Origin of the sequence: Streptomyces sp. SDT5-1 (genome assembly GCF_052245995.1) — a bacterium.
Classification (GTDB): Bacteria; Actinomycetota; Actinomycetes; order Streptomycetales; family Streptomycetaceae; genus Streptomyces.
In genome coordinates this window covers 5,666,867-5,689,834 of record NZ_CM125963.1, presented here as the reverse complement: position 1 = coordinate 5,689,834, position 22,968 = coordinate 5,666,867, and the positions used below count along the sequence as shown (strand labels likewise).

Genomic DNA, 22,968 nt, shown 5'->3' with positions numbered 1-22,968 from the left:
GGGGTTGAATTCCAATTGCCGGTCGCGCTCCTCCGGCGCTAAGGAAGCTCTGCCAGTTCCTCCAGCAGCTTCCGCTTGGACCGGGCCCCGACGCGCGACCACACCGGCTCGCCGTCCTTGAACACCATGAGCGTGGGCGTCCCCAGCACGTTGTACGTCACCGCCGTCTCCGGACTCACGTCGACGTCGACGGCCACGACGTCGAGCCGCCCCCGCTGTTCCTCTGCGACCGACTCCAGGGCCGGCCCCAGCTGCCGGCACGGCCCGCACCACCGCGCGGTGAACTCGACGAGCACCGGTCGCCCGGCCCGCAGCACCCGCTCCCCGAAGTCCACGTCGGTCACGGCACTCAGCGTCATCCTGTCTCCCCTGCCTCACCCAGTTCGCAGCGCGGCTCCGTCTCCTGCGACGCGGCCAGCGCCTCCATGGCCCGCTCGGCACGCGTCAACTGCGCGCCGACCTTCTCCCGTACGGCGGTCAACTCGCCGATCAGCGCATCGAGTTCGGCCACCTTGCTCCGGTACACGGCGAGCGAGGCGGGACACGAATCGCCCTCCGGATGCCCGGCCCGCAGACACTCCACGAACGGCCGGGTCTCCTCCAGGTCGAACCCGAAGTCCTGGAGGACACGGATCTGCCGCAGGGCCTTCAGGTCGGCGTCGTCGTACGTCCGGTACCCGTTGCTGCCGCGCCGCGCGGGCAGCAGCCCACGCGACTCGTAGTACCTGAGCGCCCGCGTCGTCGTACCGGCGCGGGCGGCGAGCTCTCCGATGCGCATACCGAAGACGTTAGACCTTGCCGCTGACGTCAAGGCCAGTCGACGAGGGCGAGAAACAGCACGAACGTCGCCGCGACGGCGAACGGCGCCGCGACCGAGAACCCGATCCGCCGCCCCGCGAACCGCTCCTCCCACGGCAGCAGCCAGGCCGTCGCGAGCGTCAGGAGCGACACGGTGAGCCCCCACCCGAAGACGGTGAACGCCCACTCCACGCTCCGCTCGAACCGGACCGCCACGGCCGGCGAGCACGCGTCGCACGCCATCTGCGAGGCCCCGGCGATCACATGGGCCACGAGGGCCGCGGGCAGCGTGATCAGGCTGGACACCAGCGGGGCGACCCACGTCCTGGGACGCGGCGCGGGCGGTGCGACGGGCTCGTCCACGAGTTCGGAGATCATGCTCCCATCCAAGGCGCACAGCCGTTCCCGTACCTGAGTGCGCGTACTCAGGTGACGTACTCAGACGGCGCCGCACACATGACGCACGGCCAATTGTCAGTGCCTGCCGCTACGTTGCGGTCATGAGCCACGACGAACGCACACCGCTGCCGGCCTCCCGGTACCTCGACTGCCTGGCCGCCGACTTCGCGCTCCTGAGGGCAGCCGCCGCGTCGGCGCCGACCGCCCAGGTGCCGAGCTGCCCCGACTGGACGGCCACCGACCTGGTGCGGCACGTGGGCCAGGTCTACGCGCACAAGACGGAGGCCGTCCTCGCGGCGACGCCGGGCACCGAGCCGGAGTGGCCGCCGAAGGGCACGGACACCGAGGAGCCCTTCGCCCTCCTGGACCGCGCCTACGAGGAGTTGCGCACGGCCCTCACCACACACGCCCCCGACGCCCCCTCGGGCACCTGGTACGCCCCGGACCAGACGGTCGGCTTCTGGATCCGCCGCATGGCCCAGGAGACGGTCGTCCACCGCATCGACGCCGAACTCGCCGCGGGCGGCCCGGTCTCCCCCGTCCCCGACGACCTGGCGATCGACGGTATCGACGAACTCCTGAAGGTCTTCACGGCGTACGCCGTCACCGAGTGGTCCGACTACTTCCGCGAACCCCTGGCCGACTCCCCGGGCCGTACGTACGAGGTCCGGGCCGACACCGAACCGCCCGCCTCCTGGTTGATCCGTACGGGCCCGGGTCCCACGTTCACGGTGGAGGACGGCGGCACCGGGGCCGGGCAGCCGGCGGACGCGACGGTGAGCGGTTCACCGGAGGAGGTCCTGCGGGACCTGTGGAACCGCGCGGACACGGCGGAGGGCCCGGCACCGTCCGAGGCGATGGCGGAACTGCGGATGTGCCTCAACATTTCGACGCAGTAGTGAACGCAGAAAACCCCCGTGCCGAATGGCACGGGGGTTTTCTGCAATATTAGTTCGGCGGCGTCCTACTCTCCCACAGGGTCCCCCCTGCAGTACCATCGGCGCTGTGAGGCTTAGCTTCCGGGTTCGGAATGTAACCGGGCGTTTCCCTCACGCTATGACCACCGAAACACTATGAAACACACAACCGGAGCCGAAACCATGGCTTCGACGGTTGTTCGTGGTTTCAGAACCAACACAGTGGACGCGAGCAACTGAGGACAAGCCCTCGGCCTATTAGTACCGGTCACCTCCACACCTCACGGTGCTTCCAGATCCGGCCTATCAACCCAGTCGTCTACTGGGAGCCTTAACCCCTCAAAGGGGGTGGGAATACTCATCTCGAAGCAGGCTTCCCGCTTAGATGCTTTCAGCGGTTATCCCTCCCGAACGTAGCCAACCAGCCATGCCCTTGGCAGAACAACTGGCACACCAGAGGTTCGTCCGTCCCGGTCCTCTCGTACTAGGGACAGCCCTTCTCAATATTCCTACGCGCACAGAGGATAGGGACCGAACTGTCTCACGACGTTCTAAACCCAGCTCGCGTACCGCTTTAATGGGCGAACAGCCCAACCCTTGGGACCGACTCCAGCCCCAGGATGCGACGAGCCGACATCGAGGTGCCAAACCATCCCGTCGATATGGACTCTTGGGGAAGATCAGCCTGTTATCCCCGGGGTACCTTTTATCCGTTGAGCGACGGCGCTTCCACAAGCCACCGCCGGATCACTAGTCCCGACTTTCGTCCCTGCTCGACCCGTCGGTCTCACAGTCAAGCTCCCTTGTGCACTTACACTCAACACCTGATTACCAACCAGGCTGAGGGAACCTTTGGGCGCCTCCGTTACCCTTTGGGAGGCAACCGCCCCAGTTAAACTACCCATCAGACACTGTCCCTGATCCGGATCACGGACCCAGGTTAGACATCCAGCACGACCAGAGTGGTATTTCAACGACGACTCCCCCGATACTGGCGTACCGGGTTCAAAGTCTCCCACCTATCCTACACAAGCCGAACCGAACACCAATATCAAACTGTAGTAAAGGTCCCGGGGTCTTTCCGTCCTTCTGCGCGAAACGAGCATCTTTACTCGTAGTGCAATTTCACCGGGCCTATGGTTGAGACAGTCGAGAAGTCGTTACGCCATTCGTGCAGGTCGGAACTTACCCGACAAGGAATTTCGCTACCTTAGGATGGTTATAGTTACCACCGCCGTTTACTGGCGCTTAAGTTCTCAGCTTCGCCACACCGAAATGTGACTAACCGGTCCCCTTAACGTTCCAGCACCGGGCAGGCGTCAGTCCGTATACATCGCCTTACGGCTTCGCACGGACCTGTGTTTTTAGTAAACAGTCGCTTCTCGCTGGTCTCTGCGGCCACCCCCAGCTCACACTGCAAGAGTGATCACCAGAAGTGGCCCCCCTTCTCCCGAAGTTACGGGGGCATTTTGCCGAGTTCCTTAACCATAGTTCACCCGAACGCCTCGGTATTCTCTACCTGACCACCTGAGTCGGTTTAGGGTACGGGCCGCCATGAAACTCGCTAGAGGCTTTTCTCGACAGCATAGGATCATCCACTTCACCACAATCGGCTCGGCATCAGGTCTCACCCTCAATGTGCGACGGATTTACCTACCGCACGGGCTACACCCTTACCCCGGGACAACCACCGCCCGGGCTGGACTACCTTCCTGCGTCACCCCATCACTCACCTACTACCAACTTGGGTCAGCGGCTCCACCACTCCCACCACCGGCAAAGCCGGCGCGGGCGGTTTCACGGCCTTAGCATCACTGGATTCGATGTCTTTCGCGTCACAGCGGGTACCGGAATATCAACCGGTTATCCATCGACTACGCCTGTCGGCCTCGCCTTAGGTCCCGACTTACCCTGGGCAGATCAGCTTGACCCAGGAACCCTTAGTCAATCGGCGCACACGTTTCTCACGTGTGAATCGCTACTCATGCCTGCATTCTCACTCGTGAACCGTCCACAACTACCTTCCGGCGCTGCTTCACCCGGCACACGACGCTCCCCTACCCATCCATGCACCCGTTGGGGCTATTGCATGAATGACACGACTTCGGCGGTACGCTTGAGCCCCGCTACATTGTCGGCGCGGAATCACTTGACCAGTGAGCTATTACGCACTCTTTCAAGGGTGGCTGCTTCTAAGCCAACCTCCTGGTTGTCTCTGCGACTCCACATCCTTTCCCACTTAGCGTACGCTTAGGGGCCTTAGTCGATGCTCTGGGCTGTTTCCCTCTCGACCATGGAGCTTATCCCCCACAGTCTCACTGCCGCGCTCTCACTTACCGGCATTCGGAGTTTGGCTAAGGTCAGTAACCCGGTAGGGCCCATCGCCTATCCAGTGCTCTACCTCCGGCAAGAAACACACGACGCTGCACCTAAATGCATTTCGGGGAGAACCAGCTATCACGGAGTTTGATTGGCCTTTCACCCCTAACCACAGGTCATCCCCCAGGTTTTCAACCCTGGTGGGTTCGGTCCTCCACGAAGTCTTACCTCCGCTTCAACCTGCCCATGGCTAGATCACTCCGCTTCGGGTCTTGAGCGCGCTACTACATCGCCCTATTCGGACTCGCTTTCGCTACGGCTTCCCCACACGGGTTAACCTCGCAACACACCGCAAACTCGCAGGCTCATTCTTCAAAAGGCACGCAGTCACGAGAACCAAGCAAGCTTGGTTCCGACGCTCCCACGGCTTGTAGGCACACGGTTTCAGGTACTATTTCACTCCGCTCCCGCGGTACTTTTCACCATTCCCTCACGGTACTATCCGCTATCGGTCACCAGGGAATATTTAGGCTTAACGGGTGGTCCCGCCAGATTCACACAGGATTTCTCGGGCCCCGTGCTACTTGGGTGTCTCTCAAACGAGCCGCTAACGTTTCAGCTACGGGGGTCTTACCCTCTACGCCGGACCTTTCGCATGTCCTTCGCCTACATCAACGGTTTCTCACTCGTCGACCAACCGGCAGATTGATCAAGAGAGATCCCACAACCCCGCACACGCAACCCCTGCCGGGTCTCACACGTATACGGTTTGGCCTCATCCAGTTTCGCTCGCCACTACTCCCGGAATCACGGTTGTTTTCTCTTCCTGCGGGTACTGAGATGTTTCACTTCCCCGCGTTCCCTCCACACTGCCTATATATTCAGCAGCGGGTGACAGCCCATGACGACTGCCGGGTTTCCCCATTCGGAAACCCCCGGATCAAAGCCTGGTTGACGACTCCCCGGGGACTATCGTGGCCTCCCACGTCCTTCATCGGTTCCTGGTGCCAAGGCATCCACCGTGCGCCCTTAAAAACTTGGCCACAGATGCTCGCGTCCACTGTGCAGTTCTCAAACAACGACCAACCACCCATCACCCCAAGCCTTACGGCTCGAGTGCACTGGGGCCGGCACTGAAGGCGACCTCGCGGCCGTACCCTCAGACACCCAACAACGTGCCCAACACGCCCAGTTGACGATCTGCGTTCCACGCCGAAGCAGTACTAACAGCCCTCATCCTGAGCGTGCCGAATAATCAACGTTCCACCCATGAGCAACCAGTGCGAGACGTTCGCTCGCATGCTGGCCTCTGAACCAAGCAAGCTTGGCTTAGAAGTGCTCCTTAGAAAGGAGGTGATCCAGCCGCACCTTCCGGTACGGCTACCTTGTTACGACTTCGTCCCAATCGCCAGTCCCACCTTCGACAGCTCCCTCCCACAAGGGGTTGGGCCACCGGCTTCGGGTGTTACCGACTTTCGTGACGTGACGGGCGGTGTGTACAAGGCCCGGGAACGTATTCACCGCAGCAATGCTGATCTGCGATTACTAGCAACTCCAACTTCATGGGGTCGAGTTGCAGACCCCAATCCGAACTGAGACCGACTTTTTGAGATTCGCTCCACCTTGCGGTATCGCAGCTCATTGTATCGGCCATTGTAGCACGTGTGCAGCCCAAGACATAAGGGGCATGATGACTTGACGTCGTCCCCACCTTCCTCCGAGTTGACCCCGGCGGTCTCCTGTGAGTCCCCATCACCCCGAAGGGCATGCTGGCAACACAGAACAAGGGTTGCGCTCGTTGCGGGACTTAACCCAACATCTCACGACACGAGCTGACGACAGCCATGCACCACCTGTACACCGACCACAAGGGGGACCCTGTCTCCAGGGTTTTCCGGTGTATGTCAAGCCTTGGTAAGGTTCTTCGCGTTGCGTCGAATTAAGCCACATGCTCCGCTGCTTGTGCGGGCCCCCGTCAATTCCTTTGAGTTTTAGCCTTGCGGCCGTACTCCCCAGGCGGGGCACTTAATGCGTTAGCTGCGGCACGGACAACGTGGAATGTTGCCCACACCTAGTGCCCACCGTTTACGGCGTGGACTACCAGGGTATCTAATCCTGTTCGCTCCCCACGCTTTCGCTCCTCAGCGTCAGTATCGGCCCAGAGATCCGCCTTCGCCACCGGTGTTCCTCCTGATATCTGCGCATTTCACCGCTACACCAGGAATTCCGATCTCCCCTACCGAACTCTAGCCTGCCCGTATCGACTGCAGACCCGGGGTTAAGCCCCGGGCTTTCACAACCGACGCGACAAGCCGCCTACGAGCTCTTTACGCCCAATAATTCCGGACAACGCTTGCGCCCTACGTATTACCGCGGCTGCTGGCACGTAGTTAGCCGGCGCTTCTTCTGCAGGTACCGTCACTTTCGCTTCTTCCCTGCTGAAAGAGGTTTACAACCCGAAGGCCGTCATCCCTCACGCGGCGTCGCTGCATCAGGCTTGCGCCCATTGTGCAATATTCCCCACTGCTGCCTCCCGTAGGAGTCTGGGCCGTGTCTCAGTCCCAGTGCGGCCGGTCGCCCTCTCAGGCCGGCTACCCGTCGTCGCCTTGGTGAGCCACTACCTCACCAACAAGCTGATAGGCCGCGGGCTCATCCTGCACCGCCGGAGCTTTCAACCCCTCCAGATGCCTGAAGGAGTGTCATCCGGTATTAGACCCCGTTTCCAGGGCTTGTCCCAGAGTGCAGGGCAGATTGCCCACGTGTTACTCACCCGTTCGCCACTAATCCACCCCGAAGGGCTTCATCGTTCGACTTGCATGTGTTAAGCACGCCGCCAGCGTTCGTCCTGAGCCAGGATCAAACTCTCCGTGAATGTTTCCCCGTAATCGGGGTGACACCACGAGAGCGGAACAGTCGGAGGAATAATCCGACCGTTCACAGCGTCCTCGCTGTGTGCCTTCCGAAGAAGGACTTTTCAAAGGAACCTCGTCCCAGCGGATGCTGGAGACGGGGTATCAACATATCTGGCGTTGATTTTTGGCACGCTGTTGAGTTCTCAAGGAACGGACGCTTCCTTCGTACTCACCCTCTCGGGCTTTCCTCCGGGCGCTTCCCTTCGGTCTTGCTGTTTTGCGTTTCCGACTCTATCAGACTCTTTCGGGCCCGATTCCCGGTCGGCGGGGGTTTTGTCTTCGCGGCTGTTGGGCCGTTCCGACGTCCCAGACTTTAGCGGATTTCCCGCCCCGAAGCTAATCGGGGTTTTGGAATTGAATTCGGGCAGCCGAAAACAATCCCGGTGGGAGATCGTGCTGTTGGTTGGGGGGGGTGTCGCCGGTGAAGGCAACTCGCAGGACTCTACGCCACCCGCCCCAGCGACACAAAAGCGGGGTCCGATGCGGCTGTGCGCATCGGACCCCGCCCGGTGGAGGGTGGTGGAGGCTCAGGCTCCGACCGGCTCCTTCGTGCCGCCGTCGCGCGGCGTCGGGACGTCCCCGTCGGAGTCGTCGGTGGCGGAGTCGAGGAGCGTGCGCTCGTCGAAGGGGAGGTCGCCGGCGAGGACGCGCTTCACGCGGTCCCGGTCGACCTCACCGGTCCACGTACCGATGAGCAGCGTGGCGACGGCGTTGCCCGCGAAGTTGGTGAGGGCGCGGGCCTCGCTCATGAAGCGGTCGATGCCGATGATCAGGCCGACGCCGTCGACCAGGGCCGGCTTGTGGGACTGGAGGCCGGAGGCGAGGACGGCGATGCCGGAGCCGGAGACGCCGGCGGCGCCCTTCGACGCGATCATCATGAAGAGGAGCAGACCGATCTGCTGGCCGACGGACATCGGCTGGTCCATGGCGTCGGAGATGAAGAGGGACGCCATGGTCAGGTAGATCATGGTGCCGTCGAGGTTGAAGGAGTAGCCGGTCGGGACGGTGATGCCGACGACCGGGCGGGAGACGCCGAGGTGCTCCATCTTGGCGATGAGGCGCGGCAGGGCCGACTCCGACGAGGACGTCGAGAGGATCAGCAGGAACTCGCGGCCGAGGTACTTCAGGAGCGAGAAGACGTTGAAGCCCGTGGCCAGGCGGAGGATCGCGGCCAGCACGATGCCGACGAACAGGGCGCACGTGACGTAGAAGCCGACCATGATCGTGAGCAGGGCCTTGAGGGCGTCAAGGCCGGTTTCGCCGATGACGGCGGCCATCGCGCCGAAGGCGCCGACCGGGGCGGCCCACATGATCATGCCGAGGACCCGGAAGACGAGCTTCTGGATGTGCTCGACGCCGCGCAGGACGGGCTCGCCGGAGCGGCCCATGGCCTGGAGGGCGAAGCCGACGAGCAGGGCGACGAGCAGCGTCTGGAGGACGGAGTCGCCGGTGAAGGCGGAGACCATGGTGGTCGGGATGATGCCGAGGATGAAGTCGACGGGGCCTTCGTTGGCCTCTTCGGCGGCGGTGTGGCCGGCGCCCTTCACCGCTTCGGTGAGGTGCATGCCGTCACCGGGGTGCAGGAAGTTGCCGACGAGCAGGCCGATGGCGAGGGCCACGACCGACATCACGATGAAGTAGCCGAGGGCGAGGCCGCCGACCTTGCCGATCTTGGCGGCCTTCCGGACGGAGCCGACGCCCAGGACGATCGTGCAGAAGATGATGGGCGAGATCATCATCTTGATCAGGTTCACGAAGCCCGTGCCGATGGGCTTGAGCTCCTTGGCGAAGTCGGGTGCGATGAAGCCGACGGCGATGCCGAGCAGCACCGCCACGATCACGGCGATGTAGAGATAGTGGGTGCGGTCCCGCTTCGCTGGTGCTGCTGGCCCTGTGGTCTCTGTGTCGGCCACGGTTCCTCCTGACGACGACGTCGGCGTACCAGGTCGTGCGGCTCACGTCCTGCGAATCCTGGCGACTATCTCTCCCCCCGGTGAGCACCGTCACCCTTCCGTTCATTTAGTTCGCGCTTATACGAAGAGGCAGACTGGCCCGCATGCGTATCCCCCGTCCCCGCAGCCTCGCGGGCCAGCTCTTCGCGATGCAGGTCGTGCTGGTGGCCGTCGTGGTGGCGGGGTGTGCGCTGTTCACGTACGTCAGTGACCGGGGGCAGGCGGAGGGCAGTGCGCGGCGGCAGGCGACGGCCGTGGCGCGGTCGGTCGCGGATGCGGCGTCGGTGCGGGAGGCGGCGTCGGGTGCGGTCGATCCGACCGGGCGGTTGCAGCCGTACGCGCGTGAGGTGCAGCGGCACACGGGCGTGGACTTCGTGACGATCATGGATCCGGACGGGATCCGGTGGACGCATCCGGACGAGCGGCGGATCGGGGAGCGCTACCTCGGGCACATCGGGCCCGCGTTGAAGGGGCGTACGTTCTCGGAGACGTACACGGGGACGCTGGGTCCTTCGGTGCGGGTGGTCACGCCGGTGTACGACGAGGGGCGGCATCGGGTCGTCGGGCTGGTCAGTGCGGGGATCACGATCGACGAGATCACGGCCCAGGCGCAGGGTCAGGTGCTCGCCGTGGCCGGGGTGGCGCTGGCGGCGCTGGTGCTCGGCGGGATCGGTACGTACGTCATCAACGCGCGGCTGCGGCGGCATACGCACGGGATGAACGCGACCGAGCTGAGCCGGATGCACGCGTATCACCAGGCGGCGTTGCACGCGGTGCGCGAGGGTCTGGTGATGCTGGACGGGCAGCGGCGGGTCGCGTTGATCAACGACGGGGCGCGGGTGCTGCTCGGTGTGGAGGGCGAGGTCGTGGGGCGGTCGGTCGCCGAGCTCGGGCTGCCCGCGCCGTTGACGGGGGCGTTGCTGGCGGCGGAGCCGCGCGTCGACGAGGTGCATCTGACGGTCGACCGGGTGGTCGTCGTCAATACGTCGCCGGTGGCGAGCGGGGATCGGCGGGGCACGGTGGTCACGCTCAGGGATCACACGGAGTTGCAGGCGGTGATGGGTGAGCTGGACTCGGAGCGGGGGTTCACGCGGGCGCTCAGGTCGCAGGCGCACGAGGCGGCGAACCGGTTGCACACGGTCGTCTCGCTGATCGAGCTGGGCCGGTCGGACGAGGCGGTGGAGTTCGCGACGGCGGAGCTGGAGCTGGCGCAGGCGTTGACCGATCAGGTCGTGGGGGCGGTGAACGAGCCGGTGCTGGCCGCGCTGCTGCTGGGGAAGGCGGCGCAGGCCAATGAGCACGGGGTGGAGCTGGTGGTGTCGGCGGACACGCGGATCGACGACGGGTTGCTGCCGCAGGCGCTGTCGGCGCGGGACCTGGTGACGGTGCTGGGGAACCTCGTCGACAATGCGGTGGACGCGGCGCAGGGGTCGCCGGGGGCGCGGGTGACGGTGACGGCGCGGGCGGACGGGGACGTGTTGTTGTTGCGGGTTTCCGATACGGGGCCCGGCGTGGACCCGGAGCATGTCGACTCCGTCTTCGAGCGGGGGTGGTCGACCAAGCCGTCGGGGGCCGGGGGGCGTGGCTTGGGGCTTGCGCTGGTGCGGCAGGCGTTGACGCGGTGCGGGGGTGGGCTGGATCTTGAGCGGGCGGTGGAAGGCGGGGCGGAGTTCACGGTCCGGGTCCCGATCGGCTCGGCCCGTCGGGCCGCGGTGAGTGTGGAGGGAAGTGCCCGTGAGTGACGTCGAGCGCGACAGGATCCGGGTCCTCGTCGTCGAGGACGACCCGGTCGCGGCTGATGCGCACGCCTTGTACGTCGGGCGGGTGCCCGGCTTCGTGGCGGTGGGGAAGGTGCATTCCGCGGCGCAGGCCAGGCGGTTCCTGGACCGGAATCCGGTGGATCTGCTGTTGCTCGACCTGCATCTGCCGGACGGGCACGGGCTCACGCTCGCCCGTTCGTTGCGGGCCGCCGGGCATCAGGCGGACGTGGTCGCGGTGACGTCGGCGCGGGACCTGGCCGTGGTCAGGGAGGGCGTGTCGCTGGGGGTCGTGCAGTACGTGCTGAAGCCGTTCACGTTCGCGACGCTGCGGGACCGGCTCGTGCGCTACGCCGAGTACCGCGCGACGTCCGGCGAGGCGGCGGGGCAGGACGAGGTGGACCGGGCGCTCGCGGCGCTGCGGTCGCCCGCGCCGGCCGCGCTGCCGAAGGGGCTGAGCGCGCCCACCCTGGAGCGGGTGACGACCACGTTGCGGGACGCGGTGCCCGAGGGCATGACGGCGGCGGCGATGGCGGAGGCGGTCGGCATCTCGCGGATCACGGCCCGGCGCTATCTGGAGCATCTGGTGGACTCCGGCCGGGCCGTGCGCAGCCCGCAGTACGGGCAGGTGGGCCGGCCGGAGCTGATCTACACCTGGAAGTAGCCCGTCAGCGGACGCGGAAGCGGGTCAGCGTGTCCTCGCCGGACGGGCCCGTGCCCGACTTGTCGACGACGTAGGCCGTGCCGCGGGCGACCTCGACGTGGTTCGGGTTGGCGCCCGTGCTCACCTTTTTGACCACGGAGCCCTTGCGCGGGTCGACGACGGTGGCGGTCGCGTCGGTGCGGTTGACCGCGACGACCTTGCCGGAGCGGTCGTCGGCGCTGACGGAGAGCGTGCCGGCGCCGGTCGGGATCGTTTTGGCGACGAGGCCCTTGTCGAGGTCGACGACGGAGACGGTGCCCGCGGTGTTGTCGGCGGTGTAGGCGGTGCGGCCGTTCTTGGAGAGGGTCACGGAGATGGGGCCGTCGCCGGTCGGGATGAGGCGGGGCTTCGTGGACTTGCGGGTGACCTCGATGAGTTGGTCGTTCGTGAGGTCGGCGGCGTAGACGGTGCCGGTGCGTTCATTGACGGTGAGGCCGGTGGGGCCCGCGCCGTCGACGGTGACGCGCTTCTTCTCCTTGTACGTACGGCTGTCGAAGGCGACGACGCTGCCGTCGCCGAAGCCGCTGGCCCACACCGTGTCGTGCCGTTCGTCGACGACGATCTCGCGGGCGTGGGCGACGTTCGGGAGCGTGGCGAGGTGGGAGCCGTCGCGCTGGCTGTAGACGGCGACGGAGTTGTCGCGGGTGTTGGTGACCCACACGGTGTTGTGCTCGTCGTCGACGGCGATGCCGTAGACGGCCTCGACGGCCCCGGTGGTCGCGTCGGTGACGGGCGGGGTGTACGTCGCCTCGACCTTCAGCGTGACGGGGTCGAGCTTGGTGAGCGCGGAGGTCGTCACCGGGGGACGGCCCACGGCCGACGTCGTCCACAGCGCGTGGTTCCGCTCCGAGTACGCCGACTGGTAGAGGCCTTTGGTGACCGGCGCGGTGGCGGTGGCGGGGCCGGTGGAGGCGCTCGCGGTGCCCGCGGGGGCGAGCGTGGCGCCCGCGACGAGGGCCACGGCGACGGCGGCGGAACGGCGGATCCTGGGGGTGATTCGAGGCATGCTGCGTCAATCTCCTTTGCGGACGGGGGCGTTGTGACGCCACCCGAAGACCAACTTAGCTTAGCCTAACCTAACTTGCACCACCCATTGACCCTGATCGCCGCCGCTCATACCTTCACGGCAGCCCCGCGAGGCAACGAAGCCCGCGATGCTCCGTAGGAGGTCGTGCCCGTGCGTCCCACCGCCCCGCTCCTCTCCGCCACCGTCCTGCTGGCCGCCGCGACGCTCACCGCCTGCGGCGGCGGGTCCGGCAGCGACGCGGACACCATCAAGGTCTCCTTCAAGCAGTCGACGGACAACAAGGTCAAGGTCATGGACGACTACCTGGCCGCGATGAAGAAGAAGTTCGAGAAGGCGCACCCCGGCAAGAAGGTGGAGTTCGTCCCGATCAAGGCGCCGGACGCGGAGTACTACACGAAGCTCCAGCAGATGCTCCGCTCCCCCAGGACCGCGCCCGACCTCGTCTACGAGGACACGTTCCTCATCAACTCCGACATCGCCAGCGGATATCTGAAGCCCCTCGACTCGTACCTGGGGAAGTGGAAGGACTGGGACCAGTTCATCGACACGGCGAAGACGGCGGCGAAGGCCAGGGACGGGAAGACGTACGGCGTCCCGGACGGCACCGACACCCGCGGCCTCTGGTACGACAAGGCGATCCTGAGGAAGGCCGGGATCGCGCTGCCGTGGCAGCCGAAGAACTGGAACGAGGTCCTGGACGCCGCCCGCGCCATCAAGAAGAAGGTCCCCGGCGTCACCCCGCTGAACGTCTACACGGGCAAGCCGGCCGGCGAGGCCTCGACGATGCAGGGCTTCCAGATGCTCCTGTACGGGACCGGGGACGGGTCCGCCGACCCGCTCTACGACAAGGGCAGCGGCAAGTGGGTCACCGGCTCGAAGGCGTTCAGGGACAGCCTGGAGTTCGTGGAGACGGTCTACAAGGAGAAGCTCGGGCCCGACACCGCCGACGCCCTCGACCCGAACTTCCCCACGCAGGTGCGCGGCGAGCTGCTGCCCGAGGGGAAGCTCGGCATCAACCTCGACGGCTCCTGGCTGCCGCAGGACTGGATCAAGGGCAGCGGCCACGAATGGCCCGAGTGGTCGCAGAAGCTGGGCCTCGCGCACATGCCGACGCAAGAAGGGCAGGCGCCCGGCAAGGTCTCGATGTCCGGCGGCTGGACCTGGGCGATCCCCGCCAAGTCGGCCAACCCCGACCTGGCCTTCGAGTTCGTCAAGACGATGCAGACGAAGGAGAACGCGCAGCGCTGGTACATCGCCAACTCCGGGATCGCGGTCCGCAAGGACGTGGCCGAGGACCCGGCGTACGTGAAGGCGCAGCCCGGCATCAAGTTCTTCACCGACCTCGTGGCGAGCACCCACTACCGGCCCGCCTACCCCGCGTACCCGAAGGTCTCCACGGCGATCCAGGAGGCCATGGAGTCGGTGACGACCGGGGACGCGTCGGTCGACAAGGCGGCGGCGACGTACGACGAGCAGGTGAAGGCGGCCACGGACGGGAAGGTCGTCGAGAAGCCGTAGCGGAAGGGGACTCGAGGCAGACAGCAGGCTCACCGTGAACCGTCGCAGAACCGTCCTCCGGCTCGTACCGATCGCCCCGGCGACCGTCCTCATGGCGCTCTTCCTCGCGGGGCCGATCGCGTACTGCGTCTACATCGCCTTCACCGACCTCCAGTTGACCGGGCAGGCGGAGTCGTCCTTCGTCGGCTTCGACAACTTCGCGACGGCGTTCAAGGACCCCGCGTTCCTGAACGCCGTCTGGCTGACGCTGGTCTTCACGTTCCTGTCGTCGATCGTCGGGCAGAACACGCTGGGCCTCGCGCTCGCGGCGCTGATGCAGCGCGCGTCGAAGCCGGTCCGCACCGTCACCGGGGCCGTCGTGGTGACGGCGTGGGTGCTGCCCGAGGTCGTCGCCGGGTTTCTCCTGTACGCGTTCTTCCGGCGCGAGGGCACCCTCAACGCGATCCTCGACTGGCTCCAACTGCCCGGTCAGAACTGGCTGTTCACGCTGCCGATCCTCGCCGTGTCGTTCGCGAACGTGTGGCGCGGCACCGCCTTCTCGATGCTCGTCTACTCGGCGGCGCTCGGCGAGATCCCGACGGAGGTCACCGAGTCCGCCGAGGTGGACGGCGCGAACGCCTGGCAGCGGCTGTGGCACATCACGCTGCCGATGATCCGCCGCTCCATCGGCACGAACCTGATGCTCAACACGCTGCAGACCCTGTCGGTCTTCGGCCTGATCTGGGTGATGACCCGCGGCGGTCCTGGCAACCACAGCCAGACGCTGCCGCTGTTCATGTACGAGCAGGCCTTCCAGAAGAGCATGATCGGCTACGGCACCGCGGTGGCGCTGCTGCTGCTCGTCGTCGGCTCCCTGTTCTCGCTGGTCTACATGCGGCTGCTGCGGACCGAGGAGGTCTGAGGTGCGGACCCGGATCCGGAGAAGACTGACGGCGGACGTGGCGCTGCTCGTCGTCGCGCTCGCCTTCGCGCTGCCGCTCGCCTGGGTCGTCCTGTCGTCGGTCGACGCCGGGGCGAATCTGCGGGTGAAGTGGCCCGAGCGGTTCACGTTCGGGAACTTCGACGACGTCCTGAAGCCGGACGTCACGTTCACGCCGCTGCTCAACTCGCTGATCCTGTGCGGCGGCGCGACGGCCCTCACGGTCGGCTGCGCGGCGCTCGCGGCGTATCCGCTCTCCCGGTACCGCTCGCGCCTGAACAACCCGTTCCTCACGACGACGCTGTTCGCGACCTGTCTGCCGATCACGGCGGTGATGGTCCCGGTGTACGCGCTGTTCGTGCAGGTGAACCTGATCGACACGCTGTCCGGCACGATCTACTTCTTCGCCGCGTCCCAACTCCCGTTCGCCGTCTGGCTGATGAAGAACTTCATGGACGGCGTGCCCAAGGAGCTGGAGGAGGCGGCGTGGACGGACGGGGCGAGCACCTTCCAGGGACTCGTGCGGATCGTGCTGCCGCTGATGGGGCCGGGTGTCGCGGTCGTCACCGTCTACTCGTTCGCGATGATGTGGGGGAACTTCTTCGTCCCGTTCATGCTGCTGCTCTCCCCCGACCAGATGCCGGCGTCGGTGAGCATCAACGACTTCTTCGGCAACCGCGGGACCGTCGTGTACGGGCAGCTCGCGGCGTTCTCCATCATCTACTCGACACCCGTGGTGCTGCTGTACGTACTGGTGTCGCGGCGCTTCGGCGGGGGCTTCGCGCTGGGCGGAGCCGTGAAGGGATGAGCGCGGACTGTAGCCAAGCGCCCCGCGACCCCCTACTTTGTGGCCGTGCAGCACGAGGTCACGCCCAACCAGCCGACACCACCGTTCAACGCCCCCGCCGCCCGGCGCCTGCGCGAAGCGCTCGGGATGGCGCCGGGGCACGTCGCGTACGGCATGCGCGCCTCGTACGGGCTCGCGCACATCACGCCGGACGTCATCGTCGCGTGGGAGCGCGGCGACGCGGCGCCGACGTCCGGTGAGCTGACCGCGCTCGCCGGTGCGCTGTGGTGTTCGGTGAGCGAGCTCATCGGGACGCCGCGGACCCTGCGCGAGTACCGGCTCGCGCTCGGGCTCGCGCCCGAGGACGTGGCGCGCGCCGTCGGCATGGAGATCCACTCGTATCTGCGCACCGAGGAGACGGGCGAGTGGCAGGGCAACGACCGGCAGGCGGCGGCGCTCGCCGAGACGCTGCGGCTCTCCCCGCGCGCGCTGTCGACGGTGACCGGCAGGGACGCGCACCTCGCGGAGCTGCTGCGGGACGCGGCGCGGACCCGCTGGCAGGGTTCGGTGCGGCCGATCGCCCGGCTCGTGCCCGTGCAGCGCCGCGAGCTGGAGGACGTGCTGCACGAGATGCACCTGGAGTACCAGGCGCTGATGGCCGCGACGCTCAGCTGGGGCGGCGGCACGTCGCCGGGGGCCGGGGACGCGGGCCGGGAGTTCCTGGAGCGGATCCTGGACGAGTTCTGGTCCAGGATCCGTCATCCGTAGCGGCGGGCGGCTAGAAGACCGACTCGGCCTCGTCCATCCGGTCCTTGGGGACCGTCTTCAGCTCGGTGACCGCCTCGGCGAGCGGCACCATCGTGATGTCGGTGCCGTACAGGGCGGTCATCTTGCCGAACTCGCCGCGGTGCACGGCCTCCATGGCGTGCCAGCCGAACCGGGTGGCGAGCACGCGGTCGTACGCGGTGGGGGTGCCGCCGCGCTGCACGTGGCCGAGGATGACGGGCCGCGCCTCCTTGCCGAGGCGGCGCTCCAGCTCGTAGGCGAGGGCGGTGCCGATGCCCTGGAAGCGCTCGTGGCCGAACTGGTCGATCTCGCCGGTGCCGTAGTCCATGGTGCCCTCGGCGGGGTGGGCACCCTCGGCGACGCAGACGACGGCGAACTTCTTGCCGCGGGCGAACCGCTCCTCGACCATCTTGACCAGGTCGGCCGGGTCGAAGGGCCGCTCGGGCAGGCAGATGCCGTGGGCGCCGCCCGCCATGCCGGACTCCAGGGCGATCCAGCCCGCGTGCCGGCCCATGACCTCGACGACCATGACGCGCTGGTGGGACTCGGCGGTCGTCTTGAGCCGGTCGATGGCCTCGGTGGCGACGCCGACGGCGGTGTCGAAGCCGAAGGTGCGGTCGGTGGAGGAGATGTCGTTGTCGATCGTCTTCGGCACGCCGACCACCGGAAGGCCCGCGTCCGACAGCATGCGGGCCGCCGTGAGCGTGCCCTCGCCGCCGATCGGGATGAGGGCGTCGAAGCCGATCTCCTCGGCGAGCTGCTTGGCGTTCTCGCAGGCCGCGCGGAACCGGTCGCGTTCCAGTCGGGAGGAGCCGAGGATGGTGCCGCCGCGGGCGAGGATGCCGCTGACCTCGTTCAGATCGAGGCGTCGGTAGCGGCCGTCGAGGAGCCCCGCGTAGCCGTCCTCGAAGCCGAGCACCTCGTCGCCGTAGTGCGTGACGGCGCGGTGCACGACCGACCGGATCACGGCGTTCAGGCCAGGGCAGTCGCCGCCTGCGGTGAGAACTCCGATACGCATCGTGCTGTGTCTCCTGCTCGCTACTGGTACGTCGGTGAGCGCTGTCGATTCTTCCACGCCCATGAGGGGGGCGCGCTCGCGCGCGGCTGGGCAGGGAGCTTCGGAAGGGGTTCCCTGGGCACTTGGACCCAGGGAAACAGGCCTTCCGTCCGGCGGGCGACCTAGCCACAGCCGGAGGTATTGTCAAGAGGGCACGGCTTCCATTGCGGGCCTTTTTTTGACCCGAAAGAGACCGAATACGCCCGGAAAAGCCGGGTTGGGACGCGTAGAACAAGACGCGCAGGACACGAGGGAAACGGAGAGCACGCGTGACGCGCAGCGTGTACGTGACCGGGATCGACCGCGGCGACGGCCGCCAGGTCGTGGAGCTGGGGGTCATGGAGCTCCTGACCCGTCAGGTCGACCGGGTGGGGGTCTTCCGACCGCTCGTCCACGACGGCCCCGACCGGCTCTTCGACCTGCTGCGGGCGCGCTACCGCCTGTCGCAGGACCCCGCGACGGTGTACGGCCTCGACTACCACGAGGCCTCCGCCATCCAGGCCGAGCAGGGCACCGACGAGCTGGTCTCCCGGCTCGTCGACCGGTTCCACCACGTGGCCCGCGACTACGACGTCGTCCTGGTGCTCGGCACCGACTTCGCCGACACCCAGCTCCCGGACGAGCTGGCGCTGAACGCGCGGCTCGCGAACGAGTTCGGCGCCTCCGTGATCCCGGTCGTCGGCGGCAAGAAGCAGACCGAGGAGTCCGTGCGCGCCGAGGCCCGCAACGCGTACCGCGCGTACGACGGCCTCGGCTGCGACGTCCTCGCGATGGTCGTCAACCGGGTGGCCCCGGCGGACCGCGAGGAGATCGCGGACAAGCTCGCCAACCGGCTGCCCGTGCCCTGTTACGTGCTGCCGGACGAGCCCGCGCTCGCCGCGCCGACCGTCGCCCAGATCACCCACGCGCTGGGCGGCAAGGTGCTGCTCGGCGACGACTCGGGCCTGGCCCGCGACGCCCTCGACTTCGTCTTCGGCGGCGCCATGCTGCCGAACTTCCTCAACGCCCTGACGCCCGGCTGCATGGTCGTCACGCCCGGGGACCGCGCGGACCTCGTCGTCGGCGCGCTCGCGGCGCACAGCGCCGGCACCCCGCCGATCGCGGGCGTCATCCTCACCCTGAACGAGCGGCCCGGCGAGGCGATCCTCAAGCTCGCGGAGCGGCTCGCGCCCGGCACCCCGGTGATCGCGGTGACCGGCGGCTCCTTCCCGACGGCGGCCGAACTCTTCGCCATGGAAGGCAAGCTGAACGCCGCGACGCCGCGCAAGGCGGAGACCGCGCTCGGCGTCTTCGAGAAGCACGTCGACACGGCGGGCCTGCTGCGCACCATCCAGGCGCCGTCCTCCGACCGCGTGACCCCGATGATGTTCGAGCACAAGCTCCTGGAGCAGGCCCGCTCGGACAAGCGGCGCGTCGTGCTGCCCGAGGGCACGGAGGAGCGCGTGCTGCGCGCCGCCGACGTGCTGCTGCGCCGCGGTGTCTGCGATCTGACGCTGCTCGGGCCGGTCGAGCAGATCCGCAAGAAGGCGGCCGACCTCGGCGTCGATCTCGCCGACAGCGACATCATCGACCCGCAGACCTCGCCGCTGCGGGAACGGTTCGCCGACACGTACGCGGGGCTGCGCGCCCACAAGGGCGTCACTCCCGAGCTGGCCCACGACGTGGTCGCGGACGTGAACTACTTCGGCACGCTGATGGTCCAGGAGGGCCTGGCCGACGGCATGGTCTCCGGCTCCGTGCACTCCACGGCGGCGACGATCCGGCCCGCCTTCGAGATCATCAAGACCAAGCCGGACGCCGCGATCGTCTCGTCCGTCTTCTTCATGTGCCTGGCCGACAAGGTCCTCGTCTACGGCGACTGCGCCGTGAACCCGGACCCGAACGCCCAGCAGCTCGCCGACATCGCCACCCAGTCCGCCGGCACCGCCGCGCGGTTCGGCGTCGACCCGCGGATCGCGATGCTGTCGTACTCCACCGGCACCTCCGGCTCCGGCGCCGACGTCGACAAGGTCCGCGAGGCCACCGAGATCGTGAAGGCGGCGCGGCCCGACCTGAAGATCGAGGGGCCGATCCAGTACGACGCCGCGGTCGAGCCGTCCGTCGCGGCCACCAAGCTGCCCGACTCCGAGGTCGCGGGCCAGGCCAGCGTGCTGATCTTCCCCGACCTCAACACCGGCAACAACACGTACAAGGCCGTGCAGCGCTCGGCCGGCGCCATCGCCGTAGGACCGGTCCTCCAGGGCCTGCGCAAGCCGGTCAACGACCTGTCGCGCGGCGCGCTCGTGCAGGACATCGTGAACACGGTCGTCATCACGGCGATCCAGGCCCAGACGCCCGCCAACTGACCCCCACCACCGAAAGCAGTACCCGTGACCCCGACGCGCATCCTCGTCCTCAACTCCGGCTCCTCGTCGGTGAAGTACCAGCTCCTCGACATGCGGGACCACGCGCGGCTCGCCGTGGGCATCGTCGAGCGGATCGGTGAGGAGACCTCCCGGCTCAAGCACACGCCGCTCGCCACGGGCGGCGCCGCGCGCGAGCAGAACCGGCCGATCGCCGACCACGAAGAGGCCCTCAAGGCGGTCGCGGCCGAGCTGACCGAGGACGGTCTCGGCCTGGACTCCCCCGAGCTGGCCGCGATCGGCCACCGGGTGGTGCACGGCGGGAAGCTGTTCACGCAGCCGACCGTCATCGACGACGCGGTGCTCAAGGAGGTGGAGCGGCTCATCCCGGTCGCGCCGCTGCACAACCCGGCGAACCTGACCGGCATCCGCACGGCCCAGGCGCTGCGCCCGGACCTGCCGCAGGTCGCGGTCTTCGACACGGCGTTCCACACGACGATGCCGGAGTCGGCTGCGCGCTACGCCATCGACGTGAAGACCGCCGACGAGCACCGGGTGCGCCGCTACGGCTTCCACGGCACGTCGCACGCGTACGTCTCGCGCAAGACGGCCGCGCTCCTCGGCAAGAAGCCCGAGGACGTCAACGTGATCGTGCTGCACCTGGGCAACGGCGCCTCCGCGTCGGCGGTGCGCGCCGGGCAGTGCGTGGAGACGTCGATGGGCCTCACCCCGCTTGAGGGGCTCGTGATGGGTACGCGTTCGGGAGACGTCGACCCGGCCGTCATCTTCCATCTGATGCGCGTGGGCAAGATGTCCGCGGACGAGATCGACGATCTGCTGAACAAGAAGAGCGGCCTCATCGGCCTGTGCGGCGACAACGACATGCGCGAGATCCGCCGCCGCATCGACGAGGGCGACGAGGCTGCGAGGCTCGCCTTCGACATCTACGTGCACCGCCTGAAGAAGTACATCGGCGCCTACTACGCCGTGCTCGGCCGGGTGGACGCGATCGCGTTCACGGCGGGGGTCGGCGAGAACGCGGCGCCGGTGCGCGAGGCTGCCGTCGCGGGCCTGGAGGAGCTGGGGCTCGCGGTCGACGGCGCGCTGAATTCCGTACGTTCCGACGAGCCGCGGCTGATCTCCCCCGAGTACGCCCGGGTGGCCGTGGCCGTGGTGCCGACCGACGAGGAGCTGGAGATCGCGCAGCAGACCTACGCCCTGGTCCAGAACCGCAACGACTGAGCGCCCGTCCGCCCATTTGTAGATTCCACCAGACGGAATATTCCGTAGCGAAACAAACCGATAGGATCGCCCCCATGCGCCGTTCCAAAATCGTCTGCACGCTGGGCCCCGCCGTCGACTCCGAAGAGCAGCTCGTCTCGCTGATCGAGGCCGGCATGAACGTGGCCCGCTTCAACTTCAGCCACGGCACCCACGCCGAGCACCAGGGTCGCTACGACCGGGTGCGCGCCGCCGCCAAGAAGACGGGCCGCGCCGTGGGTGTGCTCGCCGACCTCCAGGGCCCCAAGATCCGCCTGGAGACCTTCGCCGAGGGCCCCGTCGAGCTGGTGCGCGGTGACGAGTTCACCATCACCACCGAGGACGTCCCCGGCGACAAGTCGATCTGCGGCACCACGTACAAGGGGCTGCCGGGCGACGTCTCCAAGGGCGACCAGGTCCTGATCAACGACGGCAACGTCGAGCTGCGCGTCGTCGAGGTCGACGGGCCGCGCGTGAAGACGATGGTCGTCGAGGGCGGTGTCATCTCCGACCACAAGGGCATCAACCTGCCCGGCGCGGCCGTGAACGTACCCGCCCTCTCCGAGAAGGACATCGAGGACCTCCGCTTCGCCCTGAAGATGGGCTGCGACCTGGTCGCCCTCTCCTTCGTGCGGGACGCGAACGACGTCAAGGACGTCCACAAGATCATGGACGAGGAGGGCCGCCGGGTCCCCGTCGTCGCCAAGGTCGAGAAGCCGCAGGCCGTCGCCAACATGGAGGGCGTCGTCGCGGCCTTCGACGGCGTCATGGTCGCCCGCGGCGACCTGGCCGTCGAGTACCCGCTCGAGAAGGTCCCGATGGTGCAGAAGCGCCTCGTGGAGATGTGCCGCCGCAACGCCAAGCCGGTGATCGTCGCGACCCAGATGATGGAGTCGATGATCACCAACTCGCGCCCGACGCGCGCCGAGGCCTCCGACGTCGCGAACGCGATCCTGGACGGCGCCGACGCGGTCATGCTGTCCGCCGAGTCCTCCGTGGGCGCGTACCCGATCGAGACCGTCAAGACGATGTCGAAGATCGTCTCCGCGGCCGAGGAGGAGCTGCTCTCCAAGGGCCTCCAGCCGCTCGTGCCCGGCAAGAAGCCGCGTACGCAGGGTGGTTCGGTGGCCCGCGCCGCGTGCGAGATCGCGGACTTCCTCGACGGCAAGGCGCTCGTCGCGTTCACCAAGTCCGGTGACACGGCCCGCCGCCTCTCCCGCTACCGCGCCGCCCAGCCGATCCTCGCGTTCACCACGGACGAGGAGACCCGCAACCAGCTCTCGCTGAGCTGGGGCGTCGAGGCGCACGTCGTCCCGCACGTGGAGTCCACGGACGCGATGGTCGACCTGGTCGACGCCGAGCTGGTGAAGCTCAACCGCTTCAACGACGGCGACACCGTGGTCATGACGGCCGGCTCGCCCCCCGGCGTCCCCGGCACCACCAACATGGTCCGGGTGCACCACCTGGGCGGCGGCGAGCGCGCCTGACGCCCGCCCGCCCGACGGCATGACAAAG

The 22,968-nt window shown here is 67.1% G+C and carries 16 protein-coding genes and 3 rRNA genes; 10 read left to right on the top strand and 9 right to left on the bottom strand.

The annotated features are described in order from the left end of the window. Positions 1–38: 38 nt before the first annotated feature. Genes ACTWJ8_RS26365 through ACTWJ8_RS26355 form a run of 3 tightly spaced genes read right to left on the bottom strand, consistent with a single transcriptional unit; the run spans position 39 to position 1,176 of the window. Positions 39–359 (bottom strand): thioredoxin family protein, encoded by a 321-nt coding sequence (locus ACTWJ8_RS26365; RefSeq protein WP_443260424.1) that lies wholly within the window; start codon positions 357–359, stop codon positions 39–41. Beyond that, positions 356–778, bottom strand: coding sequence for a MerR family transcriptional regulator (locus tag ACTWJ8_RS26360; RefSeq protein WP_356389947.1), 423 nt, complete (start codon positions 776–778; stop codon positions 356–358). The genes ACTWJ8_RS26365 and ACTWJ8_RS26360 overlap by 4 nt, the downstream gene beginning before the upstream one ends. 29 nt (positions 779–807) lie before the next feature. Beyond that, positions 808–1,176: a hypothetical protein gene (locus tag ACTWJ8_RS26355; protein WP_356389949.1), complete on the bottom strand. Its 369-nt coding sequence runs from the start codon at positions 1,174–1,176 to the stop codon at positions 808–810. A 122-nt stretch (positions 1,177–1,298) separates the two neighbouring features. Between ACTWJ8_RS26355 and ACTWJ8_RS26350 the strand changes: the two genes are divergently transcribed. Then, positions 1,299–2,096, top strand: coding sequence for a maleylpyruvate isomerase family mycothiol-dependent enzyme (locus ACTWJ8_RS26350; RefSeq protein WP_356389951.1), 798 nt, complete (start codon positions 1,299–1,301; stop codon positions 2,094–2,096). Positions 2,097–2,148: 52 nt separating this feature from the next. Here ACTWJ8_RS26350 and rrf read toward each other — a convergent pair. From rrf to ACTWJ8_RS26330, 4 genes are all read right to left on the bottom strand, one after another. After that, a 5S ribosomal RNA gene (rrf, locus tag ACTWJ8_RS26345) occupies positions 2,149–2,265 on the bottom strand. A gap of 87 nt (positions 2,266–2,352) precedes the next feature. Then, positions 2,353–5,476: ribosomal RNA gene (locus tag ACTWJ8_RS26340) — 23S ribosomal RNA — on the bottom strand. Between the two features lie 303 nt (positions 5,477–5,779). Continuing rightward, a 16S ribosomal RNA gene (locus ACTWJ8_RS26335) occupies positions 5,780–7,305 on the bottom strand. The 16S, 23S and 5S rRNA genes sit together here, the layout of an rRNA operon. Before the next feature lie 567 nt (positions 7,306–7,872). Next, positions 7,873–9,258: a cation:dicarboxylate symporter family transporter gene (locus ACTWJ8_RS26330; RefSeq protein WP_443260423.1), complete on the bottom strand. Its 1,386-nt coding sequence runs from the start codon at positions 9,256–9,258 to the stop codon at positions 7,873–7,875. A 143-nt stretch (positions 9,259–9,401) separates the two neighbouring features. On the opposite strand from ACTWJ8_RS26330, the gene ACTWJ8_RS26325 reads away from it, so the two are divergent. Together ACTWJ8_RS26325 and ACTWJ8_RS26320 are read left to right on the top strand one after the other, a co-directional pair. Continuing rightward, positions 9,402–11,039 carry an ATP-binding protein gene (locus ACTWJ8_RS26325; RefSeq protein ID WP_443260422.1) on the top strand — a complete coding sequence of 546 codons (1,638 nt, stop codon included), beginning with the start codon at positions 9,402–9,404 and terminating at the stop codon, positions 11,037–11,039. Beyond that, on the top strand, positions 11,032–11,718 hold the full coding sequence (locus ACTWJ8_RS26320) for a response regulator (protein WP_356373884.1): 687 nt from the start codon (positions 11,032–11,034) through the stop codon (positions 11,716–11,718). Before ACTWJ8_RS26325 ends, ACTWJ8_RS26320 begins: the two co-directional genes overlap by 8 nt. 4 nt (positions 11,719–11,722) lie before the next feature. On the opposite strand, the gene ACTWJ8_RS26315 is transcribed toward ACTWJ8_RS26320, so the two are convergent. Next, positions 11,723–12,763 carry a YncE family protein gene (locus tag ACTWJ8_RS26315; RefSeq protein ID WP_443260421.1) on the bottom strand — a complete coding sequence of 347 codons (1,041 nt, stop codon included), beginning with the start codon at positions 12,761–12,763 and terminating at the stop codon, positions 11,723–11,725. Positions 12,764–12,934: 171 nt separating this feature from the next. Between ACTWJ8_RS26315 and ACTWJ8_RS26310 the strand changes: the two genes are divergently transcribed. The 4 genes from ACTWJ8_RS26310 to ACTWJ8_RS26295 all read left to right on the top strand — a co-directional run bounded on the left by ACTWJ8_RS26310 (position 12,935) and on the right by ACTWJ8_RS26295 (position 16,776). Continuing rightward, positions 12,935–14,302: an ABC transporter substrate-binding protein gene (locus ACTWJ8_RS26310; protein ID WP_356373886.1), complete on the top strand. Its 1,368-nt coding sequence runs from the start codon at positions 12,935–12,937 to the stop codon at positions 14,300–14,302. Between the two features lie 91 nt (positions 14,303–14,393). Beyond that, positions 14,394–15,203 carry a carbohydrate ABC transporter permease gene (locus tag ACTWJ8_RS26305; protein WP_356375843.1) on the top strand — a complete coding sequence of 270 codons (810 nt, stop codon included), beginning with the start codon at positions 14,394–14,396 and terminating at the stop codon, positions 15,201–15,203. A gap of 1 nt (position 15,204) precedes the next feature. Then, positions 15,205–16,029, top strand: coding sequence for a carbohydrate ABC transporter permease (locus tag ACTWJ8_RS26300; RefSeq protein ID WP_356373887.1), 825 nt, complete (start codon positions 15,205–15,207; stop codon positions 16,027–16,029). Between the two features lie 39 nt (positions 16,030–16,068). Beyond that, positions 16,069–16,776, top strand: a complete 708-nt coding sequence (locus ACTWJ8_RS26295) for a helix-turn-helix domain-containing protein (protein ID WP_443260420.1) — start codon at positions 16,069–16,071, stop codon at positions 16,774–16,776. Between the two features lie 10 nt (positions 16,777–16,786). On the opposite strand, the gene ACTWJ8_RS26290 is transcribed toward ACTWJ8_RS26295, so the two are convergent. Next, on the bottom strand, positions 16,787–17,812 hold the full coding sequence (locus tag ACTWJ8_RS26290) for an ATP-dependent 6-phosphofructokinase (protein ID WP_356373889.1): 1,026 nt from the start codon (positions 17,810–17,812) through the stop codon (positions 16,787–16,789). Between the two features lie 308 nt (positions 17,813–18,120). On the opposite strand from ACTWJ8_RS26290, the gene pta reads away from it, so the two are divergent. The 3 genes from pta (at position 18,121) to pyk (ending at position 22,940) form a co-directional block, all read left to right on the top strand. Continuing rightward, the gene (gene pta / locus ACTWJ8_RS26285; protein WP_356373890.1) at positions 18,121–20,196 is read left to right on the top strand and encodes a phosphate acetyltransferase; all 2,076 of its coding nucleotides are present in this window, start codon (positions 18,121–18,123) and stop codon (positions 20,194–20,196) included. A gap of 24 nt (positions 20,197–20,220) precedes the next feature. Next, positions 20,221–21,435 (top strand): acetate kinase, encoded by a 1,215-nt coding sequence (locus tag ACTWJ8_RS26280; protein WP_356373891.1) that lies wholly within the window; start codon positions 20,221–20,223, stop codon positions 21,433–21,435. A gap of 74 nt (positions 21,436–21,509) precedes the next feature. Further along, entirely contained in the window at positions 21,510–22,940 is a 1,431-nt protein-coding gene (pyk, locus tag ACTWJ8_RS26275) for a pyruvate kinase (RefSeq protein WP_356373892.1), read from the top strand. Positions 22,941–22,968 lie beyond the last annotated feature (28 nt).

What these genes read in the sequence shown, in the direction of transcription:
- ACTWJ8_RS26325 (WP_443260422.1), top strand. Translation starts at nt 9,402, where the DNA reads ATGCGTATCCCCCGTCCCCGCAGCCTCGCGGGCCAGCTCTTCGCGATG.
- ACTWJ8_RS26290 (WP_356373889.1), bottom strand. Translation starts at nt 17,812, where the DNA reads ATGCGTATCGGAGTTCTCACCGCAGGCGGCGACTGCCCTGGCCTGAAC.
- ACTWJ8_RS26315 (WP_443260421.1), bottom strand. Translation starts at nt 12,763, where the DNA reads ATGCCTCGAATCACCCCCAGGATCCGCCGTTCCGCCGCCGTCGCCGTG.
- ACTWJ8_RS26365 (WP_443260424.1), bottom strand. Translation starts at nt 359, where the DNA reads ATGACGCTGAGTGCCGTGACCGACGTGGACTTCGGGGAGCGGGTGCTG.
- ACTWJ8_RS26360 (WP_356389947.1), bottom strand. Translation starts at nt 778, where the DNA reads ATGCGCATCGGAGAGCTCGCCGCCCGCGCCGGTACGACGACGCGGGCG.
- ACTWJ8_RS26350 (WP_356389951.1), top strand. Translation starts at nt 1,299, where the DNA reads ATGAGCCACGACGAACGCACACCGCTGCCGGCCTCCCGGTACCTCGAC.
- pyk (WP_356373892.1), top strand. Translation starts at nt 21,510, where the DNA reads ATGCGCCGTTCCAAAATCGTCTGCACGCTGGGCCCCGCCGTCGACTCC.
- ACTWJ8_RS26355 (WP_356389949.1), bottom strand. Translation starts at nt 1,176, where the DNA reads ATGATCTCCGAACTCGTGGACGAGCCCGTCGCACCGCCCGCGCCGCGT.
- ACTWJ8_RS26305 (WP_356375843.1), top strand. Translation starts at nt 14,394, where the DNA reads ATGGCGCTCTTCCTCGCGGGGCCGATCGCGTACTGCGTCTACATCGCC.